24 protein-coding genes and 1 riboswitch are annotated in these 25,128 nt (G+C 73.9%); of the genes, 10 read left to right on the top strand and 14 right to left on the bottom strand.

Annotated features, from left to right (window positions below; translation table 11 throughout):
• Positions 1 to 58: 58 nt before the first annotated feature.
• Positions 59 to 379, top strand: coding sequence for a DUF1476 domain-containing protein (locus tag BM064_RS11990; RefSeq protein WP_092860020.1), 321 nt, complete (start codon positions 59 to 61; stop codon positions 377 to 379).
• Between the two features lie 100 nt (positions 380 to 479).
• Here BM064_RS11990 and thiD read toward each other — a convergent pair whose 3' ends face one another.
• From thiD to BM064_RS12010, 4 genes are all read right to left on the bottom strand, one after another.
• Positions 480 to 1,292, bottom strand: coding sequence for a bifunctional hydroxymethylpyrimidine kinase/phosphomethylpyrimidine kinase (gene thiD / locus BM064_RS11995; protein ID WP_092860021.1), 813 nt, complete (start codon positions 1,290 to 1,292; stop codon positions 480 to 482).
• Positions 1,289 to 1,963: a thiamine phosphate synthase gene (gene thiE / locus BM064_RS12000; RefSeq protein WP_092860022.1), complete on the bottom strand. Its 675-nt coding sequence runs from the start codon at positions 1,961 to 1,963 to the stop codon at positions 1,289 to 1,291. Before thiE ends, thiD begins: the two co-directional genes overlap by 4 nt.
• Positions 1,960 to 2,766, bottom strand: coding sequence for a hydroxyethylthiazole kinase (thiM, locus tag BM064_RS12005; RefSeq protein WP_092860023.1), 807 nt, complete (start codon positions 2,764 to 2,766; stop codon positions 1,960 to 1,962). Before thiM ends, thiE begins: the two co-directional genes overlap by 4 nt.
• Before the next feature lie 51 nt (positions 2,767 to 2,817).
• Positions 2,818 to 2,909: riboswitch (TPP riboswitch) on the bottom strand.
• Between the two features lie 45 nt (positions 2,910 to 2,954).
• Entirely contained in the window at positions 2,955 to 3,866 is a 912-nt protein-coding gene (locus BM064_RS12010; protein WP_177236229.1) for a MurR/RpiR family transcriptional regulator, read from the bottom strand.
• Between the two features lie 412 nt (positions 3,867 to 4,278).
• On the opposite strand from BM064_RS12010, the gene BM064_RS12015 reads away from it, so the two are divergent.
• Positions 4,279 to 4,773, top strand: coding sequence for a globin domain-containing protein (locus tag BM064_RS12015; RefSeq protein WP_092860025.1), 495 nt, complete (start codon positions 4,279 to 4,281; stop codon positions 4,771 to 4,773).
• Between the two features lie 134 nt (positions 4,774 to 4,907).
• Entirely contained in the window at positions 4,908 to 5,525 is a 618-nt protein-coding gene (locus tag BM064_RS12020) for a response regulator transcription factor (protein WP_092860026.1), read from the top strand.
• 32 nt (positions 5,526 to 5,557) lie between these two features.
• Here BM064_RS12020 and BM064_RS12025 read toward each other — a convergent pair whose 3' ends face one another.
• Complete coding sequence (locus BM064_RS12025) at positions 5,558 to 6,133, bottom strand: transglycosylase SLT domain-containing protein (RefSeq protein WP_092860343.1); 576 nt, start codon at positions 6,131 to 6,133, stop codon at positions 5,558 to 5,560.
• A 93-nt stretch (positions 6,134 to 6,226) separates the two neighbouring features.
• Positions 6,227 to 7,123 (bottom strand): AEC family transporter, encoded by an 897-nt coding sequence (locus BM064_RS12030; RefSeq protein WP_092860027.1) that lies wholly within the window; start codon positions 7,121 to 7,123, stop codon positions 6,227 to 6,229.
• A gap of 223 nt (positions 7,124 to 7,346) precedes the next feature.
• Here BM064_RS12030 and hspQ point away from each other — a divergent pair, with 223 nt between their 5' ends.
• Entirely contained in the window at positions 7,347 to 7,688 is a 342-nt protein-coding gene (hspQ, locus tag BM064_RS12035) for a heat shock protein HspQ (RefSeq protein ID WP_092860028.1), read from the top strand.
• Positions 7,689 to 8,192: 504 nt separating this feature from the next.
• Here hspQ and BM064_RS12040 read toward each other — a convergent pair.
• From BM064_RS12040 to BM064_RS12050, 3 genes are all read right to left on the bottom strand, one after another.
• A complete protein-coding gene (locus BM064_RS12040) occupies positions 8,193 to 9,254 on the bottom strand; it encodes a dipeptidase (RefSeq protein WP_092860029.1) in 1,062 nt (353 codons plus the stop codon).
• 80 nt (positions 9,255 to 9,334) lie between these two features.
• Entirely contained in the window at positions 9,335 to 10,561 is a 1,227-nt protein-coding gene (locus BM064_RS12045; protein ID WP_092860030.1) for an MFS transporter, read from the bottom strand.
• A gap of 157 nt (positions 10,562 to 10,718) precedes the next feature.
• Positions 10,719 to 11,636, bottom strand: a complete 918-nt coding sequence (locus tag BM064_RS12050; protein ID WP_092860031.1) for a protein-methionine-sulfoxide reductase heme-binding subunit MsrQ — start codon at positions 11,634 to 11,636, stop codon at positions 10,719 to 10,721.
• 269 nt (positions 11,637 to 11,905) lie between these two features.
• Between BM064_RS12050 and rpiA the strand changes: the two genes are divergently transcribed.
• The 5 genes from rpiA (at position 11,906) to BM064_RS12075 (ending at position 16,752) form a co-directional block, all read left to right on the top strand.
• Positions 11,906 to 12,649, top strand: a complete 744-nt coding sequence (gene rpiA, locus BM064_RS12055; RefSeq protein ID WP_092860032.1) for a ribose-5-phosphate isomerase RpiA — start codon at positions 11,906 to 11,908, stop codon at positions 12,647 to 12,649.
• A gap of 161 nt (positions 12,650 to 12,810) precedes the next feature.
• Positions 12,811 to 14,166, top strand: coding sequence for a glutathione-disulfide reductase (gor, locus tag BM064_RS12060; RefSeq protein ID WP_092860033.1), 1,356 nt, complete (start codon positions 12,811 to 12,813; stop codon positions 14,164 to 14,166).
• 101 nt (positions 14,167 to 14,267) lie between these two features.
• Positions 14,268 to 15,464 carry an FtsH protease activity modulator HflK gene (gene hflK, locus BM064_RS12065; protein ID WP_092860034.1) on the top strand — a complete coding sequence of 399 codons (1,197 nt, stop codon included), beginning with the start codon at positions 14,268 to 14,270 and terminating at the stop codon, positions 15,462 to 15,464.
• On the top strand, positions 15,461 to 16,462 hold the full coding sequence (gene hflC / locus BM064_RS12070; RefSeq protein WP_092860035.1) for a protease modulator HflC: 1,002 nt from the start codon (positions 15,461 to 15,463) through the stop codon (positions 16,460 to 16,462). Before hflK ends, hflC begins: the two co-directional genes overlap by 4 nt.
• Before the next feature lie 107 nt (positions 16,463 to 16,569).
• Positions 16,570 to 16,752 carry a DUF2065 domain-containing protein gene (locus BM064_RS12075; protein ID WP_177236230.1) on the top strand — a complete coding sequence of 61 codons (183 nt, stop codon included), beginning with the start codon at positions 16,570 to 16,572 and terminating at the stop codon, positions 16,750 to 16,752.
• 16 nt (positions 16,753 to 16,768) lie between these two features.
• Here BM064_RS12075 and BM064_RS28345 read toward each other — a convergent pair whose 3' ends face one another.
• Positions 16,769 to 18,760, bottom strand: a complete 1,992-nt coding sequence (locus BM064_RS28345) for an AfsR/SARP family transcriptional regulator (protein ID WP_177236231.1) — start codon at positions 18,758 to 18,760, stop codon at positions 16,769 to 16,771.
• A 348-nt stretch (positions 18,761 to 19,108) separates the two neighbouring features.
• On the opposite strand from BM064_RS28345, the gene BM064_RS12085 reads away from it, so the two are divergent.
• Entirely contained in the window at positions 19,109 to 21,172 is a 2,064-nt protein-coding gene (locus BM064_RS12085; protein WP_092860037.1) for a M3 family metallopeptidase, read from the top strand.
• A gap of 115 nt (positions 21,173 to 21,287) precedes the next feature.
• Here the strand turns inward: BM064_RS12085 and purN are convergent, their stop codons facing one another.
• The 4 genes from purN to BM064_RS12105 form a co-directional block, all read right to left on the bottom strand.
• Positions 21,288 to 21,902, bottom strand: coding sequence for a phosphoribosylglycinamide formyltransferase (gene purN, locus BM064_RS12090; protein WP_092860038.1), 615 nt, complete (start codon positions 21,900 to 21,902; stop codon positions 21,288 to 21,290).
• Positions 21,899 to 22,942 (bottom strand): phosphoribosylformylglycinamidine cyclo-ligase, encoded by a 1,044-nt coding sequence (gene purM / locus BM064_RS12095; RefSeq protein ID WP_092860039.1) that lies wholly within the window; start codon positions 22,940 to 22,942, stop codon positions 21,899 to 21,901. The genes purN and purM overlap by 4 nt, the downstream gene beginning before the upstream one ends.
• A 78-nt stretch (positions 22,943 to 23,020) precedes the next feature.
• Positions 23,021 to 24,322 carry a beta-ketoacyl-ACP synthase gene (locus BM064_RS12100; protein WP_092860040.1) on the bottom strand — a complete coding sequence of 434 codons (1,302 nt, stop codon included), beginning with the start codon at positions 24,320 to 24,322 and terminating at the stop codon, positions 23,021 to 23,023.
• 105 nt (positions 24,323 to 24,427) lie between these two features.
• Complete coding sequence (locus BM064_RS12105; RefSeq protein ID WP_092860041.1) at positions 24,428 to 24,856, bottom strand: MarR family winged helix-turn-helix transcriptional regulator; 429 nt, start codon at positions 24,854 to 24,856, stop codon at positions 24,428 to 24,430.
• Between the last annotated feature and the right edge of the window lie 272 nt (positions 24,857 to 25,128).

Consider the following 25,128-nt stretch of genomic DNA (forward strand, 5'->3'; position numbering starts at 1 on the left):
TCCCTATCTTGAGAAGACGCCGGGGGGAGGCCCGGATTTGCACAGGCGGAGGACCGCGATGACCACCTTCGACGATCGCGAGCGGGCGTTCGAGAACAAGTTCGCCCATGACGAGGAGATGCGCTTCCGCGCCGAGGCCCGGCGGGACCGGCTGCTGGGGCTGTGGGCGGCCGGGCTGATGGGGCTCGACGGCGAGGCGGCGGCGGACTACGCGCGCTCGATCGTGGTCGAGGATCTCAAGGAGGCGGGCGACGACGACGTCTTCCGCAAGGTGAAGGCGGACCTGGAGGCGAGAGACCTGCCGGCCGACGGCCTTCGGGCGAAGATGGACGAGCTGCTGATCGAGGCCAAGGCCCAGGTGATGGGCGAGGTCGAGTGAGCGGCCCGCGGGTCCTGCGGGACCCGCGGCGACAGGACCAGGGGGCGGCGCGCCGGGCCGGCGCGCCGCCCTTTTCGCTGCCGGGCGCCTGGCGCGGGGCTCAGCCGCGCAGGGCGAAGAAATGATCGAGCGGACCGTGCCCGCCGCCTGCGTCGAGCCCGTCTGCCGCCTGCATCGCCGCCGCGACGTAGGCCTTGGCGCGGCGGGCGGCCTCGGGCAGGTCGCCGGCGGTCAGGGCGAGCTGGGTGGCGAGCGCCGAGGACAGGGTGCAGCCCGCGCCATGGGCGTTGCGGGTGACGATGCGCGGACCCTCGAGCAGGAGCTCGCCCCCCTCCCAGGCTAGCAGGTCGGGGCTGGGGCGGTCGCCGGGCAGGTGCCCGCCCTTCAGGAGCACCGCCCTGGGCCCGAGGGCGAGCAGGGCGCGCGCGGTCGCCGACATCTCCGCCTCCGAGACGATCTCGGGGGCGCCGAGGAGGACGGCGGCCTCGGGCAGGTTCGGGGTCAGCACGTCGGCGAGGGGCAGCAGCGTGCGCATCGCGGCCTCCGCCTCGGGCGCGAGCAGGCGGTGGCCCCCCTTTGCGACCATCACCGGGTCGAGCACCGTGACGGGCGGGCGGCGGGCGGCGAGGACGGCGGCCACCGCCTCGACCACCTGCGGGTCGCCGAGCATGCCCAGCTTCACCGCGTCCACGGGGACGTCGTCGAAGACCGCCTCGACCTGGGCCGCGACGAAGGCGGGGGGGAGCATCTGCACCTCCCGCACGCCGCGGGTGTTCTGCACGGTCAGGCCGGTCAGCGCGGCCATGGCGTAGCCGCCGTTGGCCGAGATCGCCTTCAGGTCGGCCTGGATCCCGGCGCCGCCGGACGGGTCGGAGCCGGCGATCGACAGGATGTTGGGCACGGCGCGGGTCATGGGCGGGACTTTCCTTCGGGGGGCGGGCCTTCGGGGGGCGGGCCGGCCTCCCAGGCGTCGAGGAGGGCGCGGGCCTCGGCCAGCGGATCCTCGGCGGCGCAGAGGGCGGAGACGACGGCGAGGCCGGCCGCCCCCGCCGCTCGGGCGGCGGGGGCATGGGCGGCCGACATGCGGCCGATGGCGAGGACGGGGACCGGGCAGCGCGCGGCGATGGCGGCGAGGCCTTCGAAGCCGATGGCGGGGGCGGCGTCGGTCTTGGTGGGGGTCGCGAAGACCGGCCCCGCGCCGACGTAGTCGATCGCCGACCAGTCCACGCCTTCGAGCTGGGCGGGATCCTCGATCGAGAGGCCGAGGATCGCGTCGGGGCCGAGCAGGCGGCGGGCCTGCGCGACTTCGGCGTCGGTCTGGCCGACATGGGCGCCGTGGGCGCCGACCTCTGCCGCCAGGTCGGGGCGGTCGTTGACCAGCAGGCGGGCGTGGGGAAAGGGCGCGAGGGCCGCGATCAGGGCGCGGGCGGCCGCCCGGAGCTCCGCGTCCGGGGCGGTCTTGTCGCGCAGCTGGATCAGGCCCGCGCCGCCGCGCGCGGCGGCGACGGCGGTCGCGACCACGCCGGCGCGGGCCGAAGGGTCGGTGACGAGGCTCAGGCGCGGATCGAAGGTCGGGCGGCTCATGCGGCCTCGATCCGGGCGCCGGCGTCGAGCTCGGCGGGCGTCAGCGCGTGCAGGGCGTCGAGGAAGGCCACGGCGAAGCCGCCGGGGCCCGTCGCGCCCTGCGCCGCCCGCTCGCCGGCGAGGCCGTAGAAGGCGAGCGCCGCGGCGGCGGCGTCGAGCGGATCCTCGCCGGTGGCGAGGAAGGCCGCGACGACGCCGGTCAGGGAGCAGCCCAGCGCGGTGACCTTCGGCATCAGCCCGTGGCCGTTCGCCACCCGCAGGGCGCGGGTCCCGTCGGTCACGAAATCCACCGGACCGGTGACTGCGACCACGGCGCCGCTGCGCCGCGCGAGGGCGCGCGCGCCGTCCTCTGCGGCCGAGACCTCGTCGCCCGCGTCGGCGCCGCTGGCCCCCGCCGCGCCGCCCGACTGGGCCAGGATCTCGGAGGCGTTGCCGCGGATCGCGGTGGGCCGCAGGTCCAGGAGGCGCGTGCAGGCTCCGCTGCGGTAGCCGGAGGCGAAGACGGCGACGGGGTCGAGGACCCAGGGCTTGCCATGGGCGACGGCGGAGGCGGCCGCAGCCTCCATCGCCTCGGCCCAGGGGGGCGAGATCGTGCCGATGTTGACCGTCAGGGCGGAGGCGACGGCGGCGAAGTCCGCGGCCTCCTCGCGCGCGTGGACCATGGCGGGCGAGGCGCCGGCGGCCAGCAGCACGTTGGCCATCACGTTCATCGCCACGTAGTTGGTGATGTTGTGGATCAGGGGCGCGGCCGCGCGCATCGCGGCGAGGCGAGCGCCGGGCGAGATCGGGGCGGTCTGCGTCATGGTCGGTCCTCCCTGGGTTCGGCGGGGGAGGACGCGGCGGGAGGCGCGGGGGGCGGTCCCGTCGCGACTCCCTCCGCCGGCACGATCCGGATCAGGTTCGAAGGGTGCGTCTCAGCCCCGCGGGGGCGCCCCTGTCGCGTCTGCGCGGACGCTAGACCGCGGCTGCGGGCCGTTGCAAGGGGCGCCGCTCAGGACAGGTCGGCGAGCGACTCGTGCAGGCCCTCGATCCGCTCGATGCGCCGGCGGGCGGCGGGGCCGAGGCGCAGCATCGCCTCCGAGGCCAGCAGGCGCACCAGGGCGAAGGCGGGGCCGGGGGCGTCGAAGGTCTGCGGCGTGTTCACCGCGCAGGCGAACGTCCACTTCGGCCGAGGCTCGCCCCGGGGCGCCGCGTCGGAGATCGACACGACGTCGGCCCCGGCGCCCACCAGCGCCCTGGCGAAGGCGGCGAAGCCGGCGGGCCGGCGCCGCAGGTCGACCAGCAGCACGGCGTCCTCGGGTCCGACGTCGCCCAGCGATTCGGCCGCGGTCTGCCCGTTCCAGTTCAGGAGCTGCACGTCGGGGCGGATCTGGCTGAACAGCATCCGCGCGTATTCCGCCACGAAGTAGCTGTTGCGGAACCCCACCGCCCGCATCCGCGGGGCGGTGGCGAGCCGGTGGGCGGCGGCGGTGATCCGGCGGGGGTCGAGGCGGGAGAAGGTCGCCTCGATCGCCGCGATCTCCGCCGCGCGATGGCGTGCGATCACCCCGTCGGCCGCGCAGTCCCCCGTCGCCGGATCGGCCCGGTAGAGCGGCGAGCCCGAGGCGCGCAACGCCCGGGAGGCGCGGCGGGCCTCGTCGTAGGAGGCGTAGCCCAGCCGACGGAACAGGCGCGAGACGGTGGGCGCGGAGACGCCGGCCCGCGCCGCGAGCTCGGTCGCCGGCCAGAGCGCCAGCTCGCCCGGCCCCTCGAGCACCAGATCGACCGCGCGCCGCTCCCCGTCGGGCAGGGCGGCGTAGACGCGGTGGATGCGCTGGATCAGCGACGCCTCGGAGGCGGACTCCGCCGTCTCGCGCGAGGCGCGAGTCGGCTTGGGCGATTCGCCCTGAAATGCTGATTTCATTCCCATTGACGGGATGAAAGATCAGTTTCATGTTCCTTGCAAGGTTCGAGGCGGACTCCCAGACCTGCCCCGAATCGCAGACCCCGAACGGCCCGGCCGCCTCCCCAGACGGTCCGGTCCGCCGACCTCGTGGCTTTCCCCGGGGTCTGCGCGCCCGCGTAGCTTGCAGGGCGCATGCGAGGCGGGACGCGCGACGGCTCCCCGGCCGTCAGGATCTCCCCGGATCCTGGAGCGCGCCCGCCCGCGGGATCGGCGCCGGGCGTCCCCACGCCCGGCGCCTCTGGATCCCTCCGCGTGCCGACGTCCCCCATGCCTGGCGGTGCAGCGACCTCGCGAAGCGGGGACGTCCGGTCGCGCTCGACGGGGCGCGGCGATGGGCTAGGATGTCGGCGCGGCTTCAGCGGAGGACGGCATGGGGCTCGACGACGAGCAGATCGCGGCGATCCGGGGCAGCTGGGCGCCGGTCTACGCCGCGCGGGATCTGGCGGCGGGGCTGTTCTACGGCCGGCTGTTCCAGATCGCGCCCGAGAGCCGGGCGCTGTTCTCGGGCGATCCGACCGAGCAGGGCCGCAAGCTGACCGAGACGCTGGCCTATGTGATCGAGGCGCTGGACCGGCCTGAGGCGCTGGTCGAGCCGGTCGAGGCGCTGGCGCGCCGCCACGTGGACTACGGCGTGCGCCCGGAGGATTACGCCGCGGTCGGGCGGGCGCTGATCTGGATGCTGGAGCGGCACCTGGGCGGCGGGTTCACGCCGCAGGCGCGCCTGGCCTGGGTCGCGGCCTACGACCATCTCGCCCGCCGCATGATCGCGGCCGCCTATCCGGAGGTCGGCGGCGCCGGCCTGCGGGCCCCGGGCGCGGCGGCGGCCGCCGAGGGCCGGGCCGGCGGTCCGGACACGGAAAGCTAACGGTCTTCGGGTCTTCTGCCGGGAGCTGATTCCCTATCCGCCCGGAGCAGAGCCATGGCCCATGACGGCGCAGACCCCTCCGCCGCCTTCGGCTTCTCCCGCCCCGGCGGGCAAGAGGACGGAGGCCGCGCCGCATGCGCCTGCTGATCGCCGACGACCACGCCCTGGTGCGCGACGCGCTGAGCGCGTTCCTCTCGCGCGAGCCCGACCTGCAGATCGCCGCGGCCGAAAGCCTGACCGAGGCCGTCGGCCGGATCGAAGGCGACGGCCCGTTCGACCTGGTGCTGCTGGACTACGAGATGCCGGGGATGGACGGGCTGGAGGGTCTGGGCCGGGCGCTGTCGCTGAATGCGGGCAAGCCGGTCGCGCTGATGTCCGGCGCGGCCAGCCGCCAGGTGGCGCGCGACGCGCTGGACGCGGGCGCGGCGGGCTTCCTGCCCAAGACCATCGCCGCCGCCTCGCTGGTGCATGCGGTGCGGTTCATGCTGGCGGGGGAGATCTACGCTCCCGTCGCCTTCATGACCGCGCCCGAGCCCGAGGCGGAGGCGCATCCGCTGGAGGACAAGCTCTCGGAGCGGGAGCGCCAGGTGCTCGGCGGGCTGTGCCGGGGGCTGTCCAACAAGGAGATCGCGCGGGAGCTGGCGCTTCAGGAGGTGACGGTGAAGCTGCACGTGAAGACGCTGTGCCGGAAGCTGGACGCACGAAACCGGACCCAGGCGGCGATGCTGGGGCGGGAGGCGGGGATCGCCTGAGACGCGCGCGTGGGGCGCCTCAGGGCGCCCGGTCAGGTGCAGACGGCGATGTGGCGCTCGTATTCCAGCGACTTGCGGTGCACCTCGGAGGCGACGCGGCGCAGCCATTCCTTGTTCTTCCAGCGCCCGCTGCGATAGCCGGCGTGGCCCTCGTGATAGGCGAGGTACTGGTTGTAGGCGTCGGTCATGGGGATTCCGTCGAGCCGGTTGCTCTTGGCCATGTACCAGCCCACGAAGTCGGAGGCGTCGTCGAAGTCGTCCCGGTCGGCGCCGCTGTTGCCGGTCTCCTTCTTGTACCAGTCCCAGGTGCCGTCGATGGCCTGGCTGAACCCGTAGGCCGAGGAGATGCGGCCGTTGGGAATGAAGCCAAGGATGTACTTCTTGGGCGGCGCCGCGTCGTCGCGGAACGAGCTCTCCTTCCAGATGATCGCCATGGCCACGTGGGCGGGGGCGTTCCACTTGCGCTCGGCGCGCAGGATCGCCCGCTCCCAGTGGGGGCGGTCGTCGAAGATCGCGCAGGCGTTCTCGACGTTGTCGGGTTGGGAATCGCTCGCGCAGCCGGAAAGGATCCCCAGCGCCAGGAGCGACGCGGCCGTGATGCGCGCCATCATGTCGGGTCCGCCTGTTTCGGTCGGTTGGGTCGTCTGCTCGTTATTGCAAGCCAATATAGCGCATTGCGGGCCGACGTTGAAGCGCGTCGTTCAGATCCCGGCGTCAGGGAGCATCAGCGCCAGCGCGATCGGGATGGTCAGCACCGCCACCAGGGTCGAGACGACGACGGCGCCGGCCACCCGCTCGGGCTCGGCGGCGTAGCGCTCGGCCATCAGGTAGGAGGTGACGGCGATCGGCATGATCATCTGCAGGATCAGCGCATGGGTCCCCGACAGGTCCACCCCCAGCGCCCAGGCGCCGAGCCAGCCGGCCGCCCCGCAGACCGCAATGCGCAGCAGCGAGAGCACGATCGCCGGCCCCACGCCGCTGACGGTCAGCCGCGCGACCGAGACGCCGAGCGTGACCAGCATCAGCGGGATCGCCATCTGCCCCGCAAGCTCGAGCGAGCGCATCAGGAACAGGGGCAGCTCCCAGCCGGTCAGGGCGAAGACGAGGCCCAGCGCCGCGCCGTAGAAGATCGGCTGCTTGGCGGCCTCCTTCGGCGAGCCGCCGCCGGAGACGATCCAGACCCCCGCCGTGAAGCTCAGGCAGGCCATCACCGCGAAGATCACCGCGGCCTGCGCGAGGCCGGTCTCGCCGAAGGCGAACATGGCGACGGGGATGCCGACGTTGCCGGTGTTGCCGAAGGTCAGCGGCGCGAGCCAGGTGCGCGTCGACAGGCCCGCGGCGCGCAGCATCGCCCACAGGCCAAGGCCCGCGGCCAGGTAGGCGATCAGCGAGGCGCCGGCGAGGCGGGCGAAGGCGTCGGGATCGAGCTCGGCCTTGGCGAGCGCGGTGAAGAGCAGCGCGGGCACCGAGATCGAGAAGCTCATCCGGGTGACGAAATCGACGCGGTAGTCGTGCCCGGCCTTCACCCATCCGAAGCCCACGAGGCCCAGCAGGAACACCGGGGCCACGATCTCGAGCACCTGGATTGCGATGTCCATCGGCGGAATGCTCCCTCGTCCAGGCCGGCGGCGCGCTCCAGGCGGGCGCTGGAGCCGTCGTCGGGGGCGTGAATCCGCGGTAGCACGCGCGGGCGCGGGCGTCGATGCGCGCGCCCCGCGGGATGTTGCGTTGCGGCGCCGCTCTGGACAGGCCGTGAACGATTTCCTAGGTTTCGGGATGGACAATCACGCCCAAGAGACTCGCAAGACGCCGGGGACGCGCATGGCCCACAGCCTCATGCATCGCGAAGCCAAGTTCCGCATCGGGCAGGTGGTGCGCCATCGCATCCACCCTTTCCGCGGCGTGGTCTTCGACGTGGATCCCGAGTTCGCGAACACCGAGGAGTGGTGGCAGGCGATCCCGGAGGAGAGCCGCCCGATCAAGGACCAGCCCTTCTACCACCTGCTGGCCGAGAACGAGACGAGCTACTACCACGCCTACGTCTCCGAGCAGAACCTGCTGCCTGACGACACCGGCGACCCGGTGGAGCATCCGCAGGTCCACGAGCTGTTCGGCGAGCTCGACGGCGGCCAGTACGAGATCGCCTCGATCCAGACCCACTGACCGATCCGCGCCTCGGCGACGGGGTCGACAGGATGCAGCGCCCCCGACCCCCCGGTCCGGGGGCGCTTTCGTCTTGCCGCCCAGAGCATCGCCACCGCCATCGCTCCGCCGACGGTCCAACCGATGCCCCGCCCGCCGATCGCGCGCCCGCGACGCCTGCCGCGTGGCCCCGCCGGAAGCGCCTGTTCTCCGGAGCCGTCTCTCGCGGATGCCGACCAGAGCGACTCGCCCCCTCCGGTCAAGGATCGCGAAGCGACCCCGCGGAGCGGGGCTCGTCCTTGACCGGAGGGGGCGAGTCGCTCAGGCATCGCAAGCGAGAGACGGATCCGGAGGACAGGCGCGGGCGCATTGTTCTTGGGTGAGTCAGGAGCCCGCCGGAGGCTCCCTCCTCCCCAATCCGTCGCGACCTGTCCGCAGGCGCCCCGCAGCCAAGCCCGCCCGCAGGGCGCCTGTAGACCGCCCGCGCCCGCAAGGGCGCGATCGCTCTCGTCCCCGCCGGTCGCCTCAGGCGCCCCAGGTCGCCCGCAGCACCCGGGTCCAGTTCTTCCAGCACAGCTTCTCGAGCAGCTCGCCCCCCATCCCCGCCGCTTCCAGCGCCTCGCGCAGCGCGGGCAGGCCGGCGGCGTCGCGGATCGGGGAGGGGATGCGGGCCCCGTCGAAGTCGGAACCGAGGCCGACGCGGTCCTCGCCCACCCGCTCCACCAGGTAGGCGAAGTGGGCGATCAGGGGGTCGAGCGTCTCCATCTCAGCCATCCGCCCGTCGGGGCGCAGGAAGCCGGTTGCGAGGTTCACGCCCACCATCCCGTCGCGTTCGCGGATCGCGTCGAGCTGGCGGTCGGTGAGGTTGCGCGCGTGGGGGCAGATCGCGTGGGCGTTGGAGTGGGTGGCGACGAGCGGCTTGCTCGAGACCTCGGCCACGTCCCAGAAGCCGGTCTCGGTGATGTGGGACAGGTCGATCATGATCCCGCGCCGGTCGCACTCGCGCACCAGTTCCCGGCCGAGCTCGGTCAGGCCCGGGCCGGTGTCGGGCGTAGACGGGAAGCGGAACGGCGCGCCGTGGGCGAAGATGTTGTTGCGGCTCCATACCGGCCCCAGCGAGCGCAGGCCCGCGGCCTCGAGCACGTCGAGCACGCGCAGCTCGGGGTCGATCGCCTCGGCCCCCTCGATGTGCAGGATCGCGGCGACGCGGCCTTCGGCGAGGCAGGTCTCGATCTCGGCGGCGGTCCGCACCACGCTCAGGGCGCCGCGGGCCTGCAGGCGCAGCAGGATGCCGGCCTCGGCCATCGTGATCTCCAGCGCGCGGGAGCGGGGAAGGTCGTCGGGCAGGGGGACGGAGTAGCCGTTGGGGTCGTCGTCGCGCCCGAAGCCCATCGAGAAGTCGTCGTTGGGCGCGAAGCAGGCGAAGAAGCCGCCGCCGAGCCCCCCCGCCTGGATCCGGGGCAGGTCGAGATGGCCGCCGCAGCCCTCGATGAACAGGTCCTCCGGCGACTGGCCGCCCTCCTCCGCGCGCCAGAGCTTCAGAAGCACGTCGTTGTGGCCGTCGAAGACGGGAGGGGTGGCGGACATGGAGGGCTCCTCGGGAGGGGGGCGCGCGGACCTGCGCGGGGGGAGCCTAGGGCGGAACGCAGGCGGTGGAAACCGCGCCGTCAGCCGCGGCGCAGCGGCATGAGCAGCAGCGCGCCGGAGAGGGAGAGGAGCAGGGTCGCGAGAAGCGTCGCCTCCGCCCCGCCGAGCGCGCGCAGCGCGCCGCCCAGGGACGGCGAGGCGGCCATGCCCGCGATCCAGGCGAGCGCCGCGGCGCCGGAGACGGAGCCGTAGTCGCCGGTGCCCGAGGTCTCGGCCAGCACCACCGGGCGCAGGATGGTGACGGTTCCGATGCTGATCCCCTGCAGGGCCACGAACAGCGCCGCGCCGGCGAGGCCGAGCCCCCAGCCCGCCGAGAGCAGGGCGACGGAGGCGAGCGCGAGCCCGGTCAGCGAGGCGGTCGCGAGCCGACGCGGCGGCCAGCCGGGAGGCGAGGCGATCAGGGCGATCCGCCCCACCACCTGCATCGGCCCCACCGCCGCCGCCACGCTGATCGCGATCGCCTGGGGCACGCCCTGGGCCGCGAGCAGCGGCAGCATGTGGGCCGCGACGATGCCATGGGCGACCGAGGCCCCCAGGAAGGCCGCCACGATCCGCGCGACGCCGGGGCGGCGCAGGGCGGTCAGCACGCTCAGCCCCCGGGAGACGGGGGCGCCGGGCGCGCGCGGCGGCGCCTCGCGCTCGATCCGCCGGGCGGACCAGGCGAGGAGGGGCGCGGCGAGCAGGGCGGCGACCCCGGCCATGCCGAGCGCCGCGCCGCGCCAGCCGAAGGCGGCCTCGAGGGCGGCGTTGGCGGGGAAGGAGACGAGGGTCGCGAAGCCCGCGGTCAGGGTGACGGCCGCGATGGCGCGCCGGGCCGAGAGGCCGCGGGCGCGGGTGAGCAGGGCGAAGCAGGGCTCGTAGAGGCAGAAGGCCGAGCCCGCGCCGACCACGGCCCAGCCCAGCAGGAACAGCGGCTTGGCCGCGGCGAGCGCCACCAGGCAGAGGCCCAGCGCCCCGAGCAAGGCGCCCGCGGGCATGGTCCAGGGCGCCCGGCCCCGGTCCACCCAGCGCCCCGAGGTGGGCGCGAGGCAGGCCATGGTGGCGAGCGACAGGGTCATGGCGAGCGAGGCGGGCACGGCGGCGGCGGCGAACTCGGCCTCGAACCGCGGCAGCAGAGCGGGGAAGGTATAGTAGAGGGCCGACCACGCGAGGAGCTGGCCCAGCGAGATCACCGCGACGGCGAGGCGGTCGGGCGGCGGCGCGCCGTCGGGGGCGCGGCTGGTCTCCGCCTTCTGGTGCATCGTCATGGGTCGTCGGTCCGGCCGGGCGGGCGGCCCCTCGCCGTCCGGGAGACATCAGTGACGGGAAGCGCGGCGGGAGGGAAGGGGGCGCGGCGACGCCGGCCGCGGCAAAGCGGCCGGTGGGGCGTGGGCGAGCGCGCCGGGGACCGCGCGGCGGCCGGGGTCAGCGCGCCTCGTGCGCGATCTCGCGGGGGCGGGCGAGGGAGAGCAGGCGGCGGCCGAGGGGGATCAGCGCCGGGATCGCGGCGGCGGCGAGGACCAGGACCGCGGGGCGGCCGGCTGCGAGGTCGAGGTTGGCCGCGAGGATCCGCTCTGCGGGCAGGCCGGTGAGCGTCGCGTGCCAGGCGTATTCCGAGAAGGCGGTCAGCGCGGCGGCGAGGATCGCCGCGCCGAGGATCCGCGCCTCGGGGAAGGCGCGGCCGGGGGCGAGGCCCAGCGGCGTCCGGTGCAGCATGAGGGCTGCGAAGAGGCCGAAGAGGAAGGCGGGCTCGGCCACGTCCAGCTTCTCCTGCAGGGCGTAGTGGGCGAGGCCGAGGACGGCGATCGCGTAGGCCAGCCGATGCAGGCGGCGCCAGTTCGCGCCGAGGCGCCGGATCGCCCGGTCGAAGGAGGTGGCGGCCAGCGCGGCGAAGGCCAGCAGCGCCGTGAAGCCGATGGCGAGGTAGAGGCGCTGCACGATCTCGGAGGCGATGCGCAGGGGCTGGAGCTGCTGCTCGACCGCGTAGAGGCCGAAATGGGCGGCGGCGTAGGCGAAGGCGGTCAGGCCGATCATCCGCCGCACCTGCGCAAGCCGTCCCCAGCCGGTGATTCGACGCAGCGGCGTCAGCGCCAGCGACAGCAGCAGGAAGCGCAGCGCCCAGAGGCCGGTGAGGTGCTCGGCCTCGTGGATCGGCTCGGCGCCGAGCGCCAGGGGCCCGAAGGCGCCGGCGAGGGCGAGCGCCAGCCACAGGCCGGGGGCGAGGGCCAGCGCGAAGACGCCGCCGCGCAGGGGCGACAGCCGGCCGCCCCGGTCGTGCCAGGGGGACCAGTCGCCGGCCATCCGTCGCCAGGCGTCGGGTCGTGCGGCGGCGGCAGGGGTCATGGGGCGTCCTCTTCCTCGCTCGGGCCCGTCCGGCGCGGGGACGGGCGGCCTTGAAGACTCAGTTACGGCGGATCGGCTCCGGGCGCCTCCCCGATCACGAAAATGTCGGCCGGGCGGAGGCCCACCGCGCGCGTTCGCGGGCGGTGGTTTCGGGGCGCGATCCGCGCTAGAGGGTGGCGCGAGTCGACGGCCCGACGTGGGCCGTCCGCTCCTGCGCCGTCCGGGAGCCTCCGGCCCCCCGGCGCCGGGGCAACGCACAGGAGGGCGCCATGGGTCTCGACCGCTCGGAAATCGCGAAGCGGGCCGCCGCGAAGGCCGCCCTCGACCTGGTGCGGGACGGCATGCGGCTGGGCCTGGGCACCGGCTCGACCGCGAAATGGTTCGTCGACCTGCTGGGCGAGCGCGCCCGGGCGGAGGGGCTGGACCTGACCTGCGTCGCCACCAGTCTGCGCACCGCGCGCCAGGCGGAGTCGGCGGGGCTGAAGGTGGTCACGTTGGACGAGGCCGGCTGGCTGGACCTGACGGTCGACGGCGCCGACGAGTTCGATCCCGACCTGAACCTGATCAAGGGCGGCGGCGGCGCGCTGCTGCAGGAGAAGATCGTGGCCACCGCCTCGGACCGGATGGTGGTGATCGCCGACCAGTCCAAGCAGGTGGAGCATCTGGGCGCGTTCCCGCTGCCGGTCGAGATCGTGACCTTCGGCTGGGAGACGACCAAGGCCATCGTCGAGGAGACGCTGGAGGACATGGACGTCGCCGGCACCCTGACCACCCTGCGCATGGACGGGGACGAGCCCTTCGTCACCGACTGCGGCAACTTCATCATCGACTGCCGGCTGAAGCGGATCGGCGACGCCGACGAGCTCGCCGCCCAGCTCAACGCCATTCCCGGCGTGGTGGAGACGGGCCTGTTCATCGACATCTGCGACCGGGTGATCGTCGGCTACGAGGACGGCGGCGTCGAGGTCCTGGAGATCGACGACGAGGAAGAGGACGAGGACGACTTCGTCTGAGCGGCTCCGCTGGCGCGCGCGTGATCGCGCGCGAGCGGTTTCCCCGGGCTTTCGCCCCCGCATCGCCCCGGCGCCCATGGCGCCGGGAGCGCTGCGGGACTAAGTGTGGGCGCGAACCAAGCCGTGGGCCTGCAAGGGGGGCCTGAAAGGGGGAGAGGCGCATGGCCTACGACTACGACCTGATCGTCATCGGCGCGGGCTCCGGCGGAGTGCGCGCGGCGCGGATGTCCGCGCTGGCCGGCGCCAAGGTCGCGATCGTCGAGGAATACCGCTACGGCGGCACCTGCGTGATCCGGGGCTGCGTGCCCAAGAAGCTGATGGTCTACGCCTCCGCCTTCGCCGAGAGCTTCGAGGATGCCAAGGGCTACGGCTGGACGGTGGGCGAGAGCCGCTTCTCCTGGCCCGACTTCATGGCCGCCAAGGACCGCGAGATCGCCCGGCTGGAGGGGATCTACGCCCGCAACCTCGGCGCCGCCGGCGTCGAGCTGCACCGGGCGCGAGGCGTGGTGACGGGGCCGCATTCGGTGCGCCTGAGCTCCCACGACAAGGACCTGACGGCGAAGCATATCCTGGTCGCCACCGGCGGCGCGCCCTTCGTGCCCGACGTGCCCGGCGCCTGCCACGCGATGACTTCGAACGAGGTGTTCGAGCTGCCGGAGATGCCGAAGCGGATCGTGATCGTGGGCGGCGGCTACATCGCCTGCGAGTTCGCGGGCGTGCTGAACGGGATGGGCGCGAAGGTCGTCCAGCTTTACCGCGGCGAGCGGATCCTGCGCGGCTTCGACGGCGAGGTCGCGGGCTTCGTGCAGGCCGAGATGATCAAGAAGGGCGTCGAGATCCGGGTGGAGAGCGACGTCGCCGCCATCGGCGATCCGACCGAGAGCGGCCTGGCGGTGGAGCTGACCTCCGGCGAAACCATCGAGACCGACGCGGTGCTCTACGCCACCGGCCGCCATCCGAACGCCCGCGGGATCGGGCTGGAGGAGGCGGGGGTGAAACTGGGGGCGAAGGGCGAGGTGGTGGTGGACGAATACTCGCGCACCAGCGTCCCCTCGATCTGGGCGATCGGCGACGTGACGGACCGCGTGGCGCTGACGCCGGTCGCGATCCGGGAGGGCGCGGCCTTCGCGAAAAGCGTCTTCGAGGGGGAGCTGACCGCGGCCGATCACGAGCTGATCCCGACGGCGGTCTTCACGCAGCCCGAGATCGGGACCTGCGGCATGACCGAGGAGGCGGCGCGCGAGACCCACGACATCGAGGTCTACGCGGCCGATTTCCGCCCGATGATGCACACGATGTCGGGCCGCGACGAGCGGATGCTGATGAAGCTGCTGGTGGACAAGGCCACCCGCAAGGTGCTGGGCTGCCATCTGGTGGGGCACGGGGCGGGCGAGATGATCCAGCTCGCCGGCATCGCCCTCAAGATGGGCGCCACCAAGGAAGACTTCGACCGGACCGTCGCCGTGCATCCCACGGCGGCCGAAGAGCTGGTCACGATGAAGACTCCGACGCGCTGAGCGCGTCGCTCCACCGGAGCGCGAGGGTTTCCGCCCGCGCGCCCCGTCTGCTACACGAAGAACCGAATACAGCTGCAATATCCCGGGAGGACATCAGGGACATGCCCTTCTCCAACAACTCCGGCGGCCCATGGGGCGGCGGGGGTCGCGACAGGAACTCGGGCGGCGGCGGCGGCCGCGGCCCATGGGGCGGGGGCGGTGGCTCCGGCGGCGGCGGCGGCGGGGGCGACCAGGGCCCCGACATGGACGAGCTGCTGCGTCAGGGCCGCGACCGCCTCAAGGTGATCTTCGGCGGCCAGGGCGGCGGCGGCGGCAACCGCGGCGGCGGCGGCTCGGGCCTGCCTGACGGCATCGGGCGCGGCGGCTACGTGCTGGCGGCCGTGGCGCTGGTCGGCGCGTGGCTCGCGGCCTCGCTCTACACCGTCGACACGTCCGAGCAATCGGTCGAGCTGCGGCTGGGCGAATTCGCCTCGATCGGGGAGCAGGGCCTGAACATCGCGCCCTGGCCGATCTACACCTACGAAGTGCTGCCGGTCACCCGCGAGAACGTCATCAACATCGGCCAGGAGCGTCCGCGCACCGGCGGCAGTCAGCAGACCGACGCCGGCCTGATCCTGACGGGCGACGAGAACATCGTCGACGTCGACTACCAGGTGGTGTGGAACATCTCCGATCCGGCCGCCTTCCTGTTCAACCTCGCCGAGCCCGAATCCACGATCCGCGCCGTCTCCGAAGCGGCGATGCGCGAGGTCATCGGGCGCTCCGAGCTGTCGCCGATCCTCAACCGCGACCGCGCCATCGTCTCCCAGGACGTGCAGGCGCTGATCCAGTCGACGCTCGACAGCTACCAGTCGGGCGTCAACATCGTGCGCGTCAACTTCGACAAGGCCGACCCGCCGCGGGAGGTCATCGACTCGTTCCGCGACGTGCAGGCGGCCGGCCAGGACCGGGTGCGGCTCGAGAACCAGGCCGAGGCCTACGCCAACCGGGCGCTGGCCGAGGCGCGCGGGCAGTCCGCGCAGCTGGTGCAGGAGGCCGAGGCCTATGCGGCCCAGACCGTCAACGAGGCGCGCGGCGAGGCAGCCCGCTTCGAGTCCATCTACGACGCCTATTCCGAGTCCCAGGACGTGACGCGCAAGCGTCTCTACCTCGAGACCATGGAGCGGGTGCTGGGCGACGTGGACAAGATCATCGTCAGCGACGGCATCGCGGGCGGCGGCACGGGGGGCGGGGGCGTGGTGCCCTATCTGCCGCTCGACCAGATGCGGCGCAGCCAGGGCGGGGGGGCCGACCGATGAAGAAGCTTCCCATCCTGATCGGCGTCGTCGTGGTCGCCGTCTTCGTGCTGGTCAACTCGATCTTCATCGTGGACGAACGCCAGCAGGCCCTGAAGCTGCAGTTCGGCCAGGTGGTCGGGCAGACCGAGGGCTACCGGGAGCCCGGGCTCTACTTCAAGATCCCGCTGATCCAGACGGTGATCTTCTACGAGGACCGGATCCTGCCGCTGGAAGGCGGCGAGCTGGAGGTCACGCCGATCGACGACCGCCGCCTGGTGGTCGACGCCTTCGCCCGCTGGCGCATCACCGATCCGGTGCGCTTCCGCCAGGCTGTGAGCAGCGAGATGAACGCCCTGCCGCGGCTGGAGCGGATCCTCAACGCCTCGCTGCGCGAGGTGCTGGGCTCGGTCACCTCGGACACGATCCTGTCGGACGAGCGCTCGGAGCTGATGACCCGCATCCGCGACACCACGCGGGCGCAGTCGCAGAACCTGGGCGTGCAGATCGTCGACGTGCGTCTGCGCCGGGTGGACCTGCCGCAGCAGAACCTCCAGGCCACGTTCGAGCGGATGCAGGCCGAGCGCCAGCGCGAGGCCGCCGACGAGCGGGCCCGGGGCGAGGAGGCCGCCCAGCGGATCCGCGCCAACGCCGACCGCCAGGCGATCGAGCTGGTCTCGGAAGCGCGGCGGGAGTCGGAGGTGATCCGAGGCGAGGCCGACGGCGAGCGCAACCGGATCTTCGCGACCGCCTATGGCCGGGACGAGGAGTTCTTCGCCTTCTACCGCTCGCTGCGGGCCTATGAGACCGCGCTGCAGGGGCGCAACTCCTCGATCGTGCTGACGCCGGACAGCGAATTCTTCCGCTACTTCGGCGAAGGCGAGCTGCAGCGGATGGTCGAGGAGACCGCGCCCGCGGATGCCGCCGGGACCGAGGCGTCGCAGGCTCCGGCCGAGCCGGCGCCCGCGGCCGCGCCCTCGGGCGAGGCGACGCCGACGACCCCGGCGCCTGCCGCGGACTGAGGCGAACCGAGAGCGGATGCGGCCGGCGGCGCGGGACCTCGCGCCGCCGGTCTGCGTTTCCGGCGGGCGTCTCGCCCGCCTTTTTCATGGCCGGAGGTCCTCGCGCGATGCGTGATCTTCTGTTCGCCCTGGGCGCGATCCTGGCGGTGGAGGGGCTGCTGCTGGCGACCTCGCCGCATCGGCTGGAGCAGTTGCTTGAGCTGATGCGCGACTGGGGGCCGGAGCGGCTGCGCTACGCGGGGCTGGCCTGCGCGACTGCCGGGGTGGCGCTGCTGCTGCTGGTGCGCTGAGGGGGCGCGGGCCCCCTCAGGCGGTCTCGGCCGCGACGCGGGAGAGGGGGGCGACCAGGGCCTCGATCCGCTGCTCGTCGGCGAAGGGATGGGCGAGGCGCACCGCGTCGACCGAGATCCGCGAGAGGATCTTCGCCGCCGGCTCGAGCGTGCGCGCGACCTCCGAGGAGCGGCCGAGCGCCTCGAGCGTCGCGGCGCGGAGCAGGCGCGTCTGGGCCCAGTCGGGGCGCAGGGCGAGGGCCCGGTCGGTGCATTCCAGCGCGCCCTCCCAGTCGCCGATGGCGAAACGGGCCAGCGCGGGCGCGCGGATCCAGGCGGCGGCCTCGGCGGCGCCGGGGGCCGCGGCGAGCGCCCGGGCGGCCCAGTCGCCGGCCTCGTCCGCGTCGCCGGCGAGCGCCAGCAGGCGGGCCATCTCGCCGATCGCGGGCGCGAAGCCGGGGGCCAGCGTCAGGGCGCGGAGCTGGTGGGCGCGGGCGCTGTCGAGGTCGAGCATCAGCGAGGCGGCGAGGCCCAGAACGTGCTGCGGCCAGGGATCGCCCGGCGCGCGGCGCAGGGCGCGCAGCGCCAGTTCCCGGCCGCGGAACAGCGCCTCCCGCGGGCCGGCGGACCAGCCGGACCAGCATTCCTCGAGATGGCTCAGGGCCAGGATGCAGAGTTCGGCCGCGTCCGCCTCGCCGGAGCGGGCGCGCGGATCCAGCAGCGCGCGGGCGGTCTCGGCGGCGCGGGGGCCGCCGTGCATGACCAGGCCACGGGCGCGCATCAGACGCGGCCAGGCGCTGTCGGCGGAGGGGGCGGCGAGGGCGGCGCGGGTCTCGAGTTCCGTGAGATCGGCGCAGAGGGCGCCGGCCAGCGCGCGGCCGAGGCCGACGGCGGTGGAGAGCTCGCCCCCCGGGGCCATGGCCAGCCGGCGCGCGGCGACCGAGGCGGCGTCGCCCATGCGGGAGGCCGCGACGATCTCGGCCGCGGTCTCCTCGCCGATCTCGACGCGCAGCGTGACGGCGTAGTCGGCGGCGCGGGCGAGGTCGGCCACGCAGATGCCCGAGGCCTCCAGCGCCGCGGTGCCGCGCACGCGCATCCAGCAGATACGGGCGAGCTGCTCCAGCGCCGCCTCGGCAACCGCCATGGCGACCGCGCATTCACGGGTCTGGCCCAGGCTGGGGGCGATGGCCACCAGCGGGCGGTCGTCCGGGGCGGGCTTGCGGGCGGCGCGCTCGGGCGCCGTGCGGGCGGGGGCGGGCGCCGACGGCCGGGCGGGGCGGGCGTCGGGGATCAGGGCGTCGAGGTCGATCTCGGGCGGTCCGCCGAGCTCCTCCTCGAACAGGGTCTTGCAGGCCTCGACGGCGCGTTTCGCCTGGGGGATGCGGCCGGCGGCGACGTGGATGCGCACCAGCGAGGCGTGCACGTCCTCCTGCAGGCTGTCGATGTCGAGGAGTTTTCGCGCGGCGGCGGCGGCGCGGTCGAGGCGCCCGGCGCTCTCGTCGAGGAGCATCAGGCGCAGGAGTCCGTCGCCGACGGCGGCCTCGATCTGGGAGTTGCGCGCGGCGACCCAGTCCTGAAACACCGCCTCGGGCACCGCGAGCGGGGAGAGGAGCGGCCCCCCGTAGCTGTCGATCAGCGCCGAGAGGCCCGAGGTCTCGCGCGAGGCGTAGGCGGTCTCGACCCGCTCGAGGTCGGTGACGACCGAGCCGGGGAGAAGGGCGATCTGCCCGCCCGGCGTCTCGATCACCTGGTCGAAGAGCGGGCCCATGGCGCGCTTCATCCGCCGCAGCTCCTGGCGCAGCGAGGCGCGGCCCTGGTCGGGGGAGCCCTGGGACCAAAGCAGGTCCACCAGCACGTCGCGCGTCGCCGTGCGTCCGGGCTGCATCGACAGATAGGCGAGCACCGCCAGGCCCTTGGCGCCGAGCCCGGTGAGCGCGGCCCCGTCGGGACGCCGCGCCAGCGCCGCGCCGAGCAGGCGCAGCTCCATCACCGGACCGGCGCCGGTTCCTTTAGACGGTTTCGTCTGCATGACGACGATCGCGCCCTTTCCTTCGGCCGGCATTTCGCCCGCGCCGCCACGCACCATGGCCGCACCATCCCCTCGGCGCGGCGGGCCCCTGCGCAGACCGGCCGCCTCTGTCCCTGTCGTCCAGCCCCCTGGGCCGGCGCGCGACCCCCCGGTCGGCGCGCGGCCCGGCTCTCCGCGCCGTCGCTGGCGGCTGGGCTCCGGCCCTGATAGACCGGTGACAGCCGCGCATCGTCCGCGCGTTATCAAGACCTTCCGCGTGCCGCGGGTCCTTGGCAAGGGGCAAGCGGACGCCTCGTCCCGCCCCGGCCGCGGAACCGGCCGTCCGGCGGGCCTCCACCGGGAGCCACGATGAGCCACGAATCCTCCGCCACCGCCCCCGCCGCAGGCGCCGTCGCGCTGGATGCGCCGACCGCCGATCCCCATGGCCTGCCGCCCTTCGCCGCGGCCACGCCGCAGGCGATCCGGGAGGCCTTCGGCCGGGCGCTGGCCGCCCACAAGGCCGAGATCGCCGCGATCCGCGATTCGGCCGACGCCCCCACCTTCGCCAACACCATCGAGGCGCTGGAGGCCGCGGGCCGCGGCCTGGGGCGGGTTGCGACCGTCTTCTACACGCTCGCCTCCACCTGCTCGGACGACCCGATCCGGGAGCTGGAGCGCGAGATGGCGCCGGTGATGTCGCGCCACTGGTCGGCCGTCTCGATGGACCCGGCGCTGGCTGCGCGCGTCGACGCCGTGCCGGAGGACGGGCTGAGCCCCGAGCAGGCGCGCGTGCTGTTCCTGTGGCGGCAGGGCTACGAGCGTTCGGGCGCGCGGCTGGACGAGGCCGGGCGGGCGCGCCTGGCGGAGATCATGGAGGAGCTCTCGAAGCTCGCCACCCGGTTCTCCCAGAACGTGCTGGCCGACGAGAGCGGCTGGTTCATGGAGCTGGGGGAGGAGGACCTGGCGGACCTGCCCGAGAGCCTGGTCGCCTCCGCCGCCCGGGCCGCGAAGGATCGCGGCAAGACGGGGCACATGGTGACGCTGGCGCGCTCCTCGGTGGAGCCGTTCCTGAAGCTCGCCCCGCGGCGGGACCTGCGGGAGCGGGCCTGGCGGGCCTGGGTCTCGCGCGGGGCCAACGGGGGGGAGACGGACAACACCGCGATCATCGCGCGCATCGTCGAGCTCAGGATCGAGCGGGCGAACCTGCTGGGCCATCCGACCTTCGCCGAGTTCAAGCTGGCGCCGGAGATGGCGAAGACCCCGGATGCGGTGCGCGAGCTGCTGATGCGGGTCTGGGGCCCGGCGAAAGCGAAGGCCGAGGCGGAGGCGAAGCGCCTGGCCGAGGTCGCCGCCGAGGCCGGCGCCAACGACCCCATCGCCGCCTGGGACTGGCGCTACTGGTCCGAGAAGACGCGGGCGCGCGACCACGCGCTGTCGGAGGCGGAGCTGAAGCCCTACTTCCCGCTCTCGGGCATGATCGAGGCCGCCTTCGACTGCGCCGGCCGCCTGTTCGGGCTGGAGTTCCGGGAGGTCGAGGGCCTGGCCCTGCACCACCCCGACGCCCGCGCCTGGGAGGTCACGCGCGGCGGCGTGCCGCTGGCGCTGTTCGTGGGCGATTATTTCGCCCGGCCCTCCAAGCGCTCGGGCGCCTGGATGAGCCAGATGGTGGGGCAGGAGGATTTCGACGCGTCCGTGGGGCGCGTGCGTCCGGTGATCCTCAACGTGATGAACTTCGCGCAAGGCGATGACGAGACGCTGCTGTCCTTCGACGACGCCCGCACGCTGTTCCACGAGTTCGGCCACGCGCTGCACGGGATGCTGTCGGACGTGAAGTATCCGTCGGTGTCGGGGACGTCGGTGGCGCGGGACTTCGTGGAACTGCCCTCGCAGCTCTACGAGCACTGGCTGGAGACGCCCGAGGTGCTGGGCAGGCACGCGCGCCACTACCGGACCGGCGAGCCGATCCCGGCGGCGCTGATGGAGAAGATGCTGGCCGCGCGGAACTTCGGGCAGGGCTTCGCGACGGTGGAGTATCTCGCCTCTGCGCTGGTCGATCACGAGATGCACCGGCTGACCTCGGCCGAAGGGTTCGAGGCGCTGGCCTTCGAGAAGGCGGTGCTCGAGGGGATCGGCATCCCGCAGGCGATCGTCTCGCGCCATTCGGCGCCGCATTTCCTGCACGTGTTCTCGGGCGACGGCTATTCGGCGGGCTACTACAGCTACATGTGGTCCGAGGTGATGGACGCCGACGCCTTCGCGGCCTTCGAGGAGGCGGGGGATGTCTTCGACGCGCAGACCGCGAAGCGGCTGGCGGACGACATCCTGACCCGGGGCGGCAGCCTGGATCCGATGGACGCGTGGCTGGCCTTCCGAGGGCGCGAGCCCGATCCGGCGGCGATGATCCGGGGCCGCGGTCTCGACGACGCGGCCTGAGCCCGTGGGCGGGGGCTGCGGCCCCCGCGCCGATGAGTTCCGACGTCGACGGGGACGGCAGGGCGGGGCGACGGCGCCGCTTGCGGCGCCGAGGGCCGCCCGGCCGTCCTCGCGGTCAGGCCGGCTGGTCGAGGATCGCGAAGGGCTCGCGCTTGCCGACCGCAAAGCGGCGCAGGGCCTGCGGATACAGGCGATGCTCCTGCCGCAGCACCCGGGCGGCGAGCGCATCCGCGTCGTCGCCGGGCAAGACCGGCACCACCGCCTGGCCGAGGATCGGGCCCAGGTCCAGCTCCCCCGTCACCTCGTGCACCGTGCAGCCGTGCACCGCGCAGCCGGCCTCGATGGCGCGGGCGTGGGTGTGCAGGCCGGGGAACAGCGGCAGCAGCGAGGGGTGGATGTTCAGCATTTTGCCGGCGTGACCGGCGACGAACTCCGGCGTCAGGACGCGCATGAAGCCGGCGAGGCAGATCAGGTCGGGGCGGGCGGCGGCGAGGGCTTCGTTCAGCTCAGCCTCGAAGGCGTGGCGGTCGCCCTTGTGGGGGCGGTGGTCGACCACGGCCGTGGCCACGCCGCGCGCGGCGGCCTTGGCGAGGCCGCCGGCGTCGGCGCGGTTCGAGAGCACCAGGGCCGGCTCGCAGGGGTGGTCGGGGTCGGCCATGTCGTCCAGCAGCGCGCTCATGTTCGAGCCGCCGCCGGAGATCAGGATCGCGACGCGGGCCTTTGCGCTCACGCCAGGGAGCCCCTGTAGGAAACGCCCTCGCCCTCGGCGATCTCGCCGAGGCGGTGGACGGTCTCGCCCGCGGCGGCGAGGAGGGCGGAGAGCTCGTCGGCGCGGTCCGCGGCGACGACGACGCAGAGGCCGATGCCGCAGTTGAAGACGCGGAGCAGTTCCGCCTCCTCGAGGCCGCCGGCGTCGCGCAGCCAGGCGAAGACCGGGGGCAGGGTCCAGGCGGTCAGGTCGAGCGTCGCGCCGAGGCCCTCGGGCAGGACGCGGGGCAGGTTCTCGGTCAGGCCGCCGCCGGTGATGTGGGCGAAGCCGCGCACGCCGCCGGCGCGGAACGCGGCCAGCGCCGGGCGCACGTAGATGCGGGTGGGGGTCAGCAGGGCCTCGCCGAGGGTTCCCTCGGAGAAGGGGCTGGGCGAGTCCCAGGTCAGGCCGGCGTGCTCGGCGACGCGGCGGACCAGGGAGAAGCCGTTGGAGTGGACGCCGTCGGAGGCGAGGCCGAGGACCACGTCGCCGGGCTGGGCCGTCACGGGCAGGGTCTGGCCGCGCTCGGCGGCGCCGACGGCGAAGCCGGCGAGGTCGAAGTCGCCGGCGGCGTACATGCCGGGCATCTCGGCCGTCTCGCCGCCGATCAGGGCGCAGCCGGCGGTGCGGCAGCCGGCGGCGATGCCCTCGATCACCCGGGCGCCCTCGTCGACCGACAGCTTGCCGGTGGCGAAGTAGTCGAGGAAGAACAGGGGTTCCGCGCCCTGGCAGATCAGGTCGTTGACGCACATGGCGACGAGGTCGACGCCCACGCCGTCGAGATGGCCGGTGTCGATGGCGATGCGAAGCTTGGTGCCGACGCCGTCGGTGGCGGCGACCAGCACCGGGTCCTGGAAGCCCGCGGCCTTGAGGTCGAAGAGCCCCCCGAAGCCGCCGAGCGCGTCGGCGACGCCGGGGCGTAGGGTGGAGGCGGCCGCGGGCCCGATGCGCTTGACCAGGTCGTCGCCCGCGTCGATGTCCACGCCCGCGTCGCGATAGGTGAGGCCGTTGCGGCGGGTCATGGCGGAGGTCCTCGCATCCCGTTGCGTTCGGCGCCCGTTTAGCGCGGGCCGCGCGGCGAGGAAAGCCGCCGGAAAGCCTCAGTCGGGCAGGGTGGCCGCATCCCGGAACGCGAGGCAGGCGTTCACCCCTCCGAAGCCGAAGGCGTTGGAGAGCGCGGCCCGGATCGGGCGGGTCACGGGGCCTTCGGTCGCCAGCGTCCAGGCGCGGGCGGCGGGCTCGGGATCGGGGAGATTCGCGGCGGGCGGGATCGTCTGGCGGCGCAGGATCTCGACGGTGATCGCGGCTTCGAGCGCGCCGGCGGCGCCGAGCAGGTGGCCGGTGTTGGCCTTGGTGGCGGTGACGGCGAGGTCGGCGCCCCGGTTCGGCAGGGCGGAGGCGATGGCGGCGATCTCGGCGGCGTCGCCGACCGGCGTCGAGGTGGAGTGGGCGTTGACGTAGTCGACCTCGGCGGGGGCGAGGCCGGCCATGGCCATCGCCTTCGCCATCGCCGCGCGGGGGCCGCGGCCGTCGGCGTGGCCGGCGGTGAGCTGATATGCGTCGGCGGAGGCGCCGTGGCCGGCGAGGACCGCCAGCGGCGTCGCGCCGCGGGCGCGGGCGTGGGACAGGGTCTCGATCACCAGGGCGGCGGCGCCTTCGGAGAGGACGAAGCCGGAGCGGGCCCGGTCGAAGGGGCGGGAGGCGTCCTCGGGGCGGTCGTTGAACTCGGTGGCGAGCGCCCGGGCGGCGGAGAAGCCGCCGATGGAGATCGGGTCCACGCAGGCGTCGGCGCCGCCGACGAGGGCGACGTCGGCCTCGCCGGAGCGGATCAGGCGCATGCCGTCGGCGATGGCCTGGGCGGAGGCGGCGCAGGCGGTGGTCGGCGCGCCGATGGGGCCGGTGAAGCCGTGGCGGATCGAGATCCAGCCGGCGGCGAGGTTCGGCAGGAACGAGGGCACGATGAAGGGCGACAGGCGGCGGGGTCCGCGCGAACGGATGGTGTCCATCGCTCCGCTCATCGCGGGCACGCCGCCGACGCCGGTTCCGACGACGGTGGCGGTGCGGGAGAGGGGCTCGGGGTCATCGGGCGCCCAGCCGGCCTGGCTCAGCGCCTGGGAGGCGGCGGCGAGGGCGTAGAGGATGAACAGGTCCATCTTGCGCAGGTCCTTGCCGTCGACGTGGTCGAGCGGATCGAGCCCGTCAGGTTCGTCGCGGCCGGGGACCAGACCCGCGATGCGGCAGGCGTAGTCGGAGGCGTCGAAACGGTCGTTGGCGCGAATGCCGCTGCGGCCCGCCATCAGGCCGCGCCAGGTCGCCTCGATCCCCACGCCGAGGGGCGAGACGGCGCCGAGGCCGGTGACGACGATCGGGTCGGACGGGTCGGGAAGGGACGTGGGAGTCATGGCGGCCTCGTTGGTGTAGATGCACGGTGTATATGCACAACGCTGGCCGCGGACAAGCGCGCCGCGAGGGATCGCGTACGGAGGCCTGCGGCCGACGGCCGTAGATCAGAGGCGGGTGAGGAGGGCCAGCATGCGCAGGAAGGCGTCGGGGTCGGCGTCGGGGTCCGCCTCGTGGAGGCGGCCGCGGATCTCGGCCTGCGCCTCGCGCCAGACGGGCATCAGGCGGTCGAGGGCCGCGTCGCCCTCGGGCGTCAGGGCGCAGCGACGGGCGTTGCCGGCGCCGCCGGCGTCCTTGCGGGCAAGTCCCTTGCGCTCGAGCAGGTCGAGGTTGCGCGACAGCGTGGTGCGGTCCATCGCGATGCGCTCTGCGTGCTCGGAAAGGGTGCGGTCGGCCTTCTCGCGGATCGAGCCCATCACCGAGAACTGGGCGAGGGTGACGCCGTATTCCCGCAACCGCGCGTCATAGCGCCGGGTGAGGGCGCGGGCGGCGCGGACGGTCGACAGGACCAGGCAGGTGGAGAGTTCGTTCGCCATGGCTTGGGCTAGCGCCGGGGGCGAAGGGGATCAAGAGCTTCCGCGCCGGCGATGGTCCGGGCGGCCCGGGAAGGCCGAAGACGCTGGCGCGGGAACGTCCCGAGAGACAATCTCGCGGAAGGCCGCGACGATGGCGCCGGGGGGGAGCCGGATGTCCAATCCTGTCCCGACGCAGGTCGCAGGCGTCGAGAGGCCCCGGGGCAAGCCCGGGGCGCCCCTGACGGACCTGCACGGGGAAGGGGCGAACGCGGCGTCTTCGACCTGCGGGCGGC

Origin of the sequence: Albimonas pacifica, assembly GCF_900113695.1 — a bacterium.
GTDB classification, from domain to species: domain Bacteria; phylum Pseudomonadota; class Alphaproteobacteria; order Rhodobacterales; family Rhodobacteraceae; genus Albimonas; species Albimonas pacifica.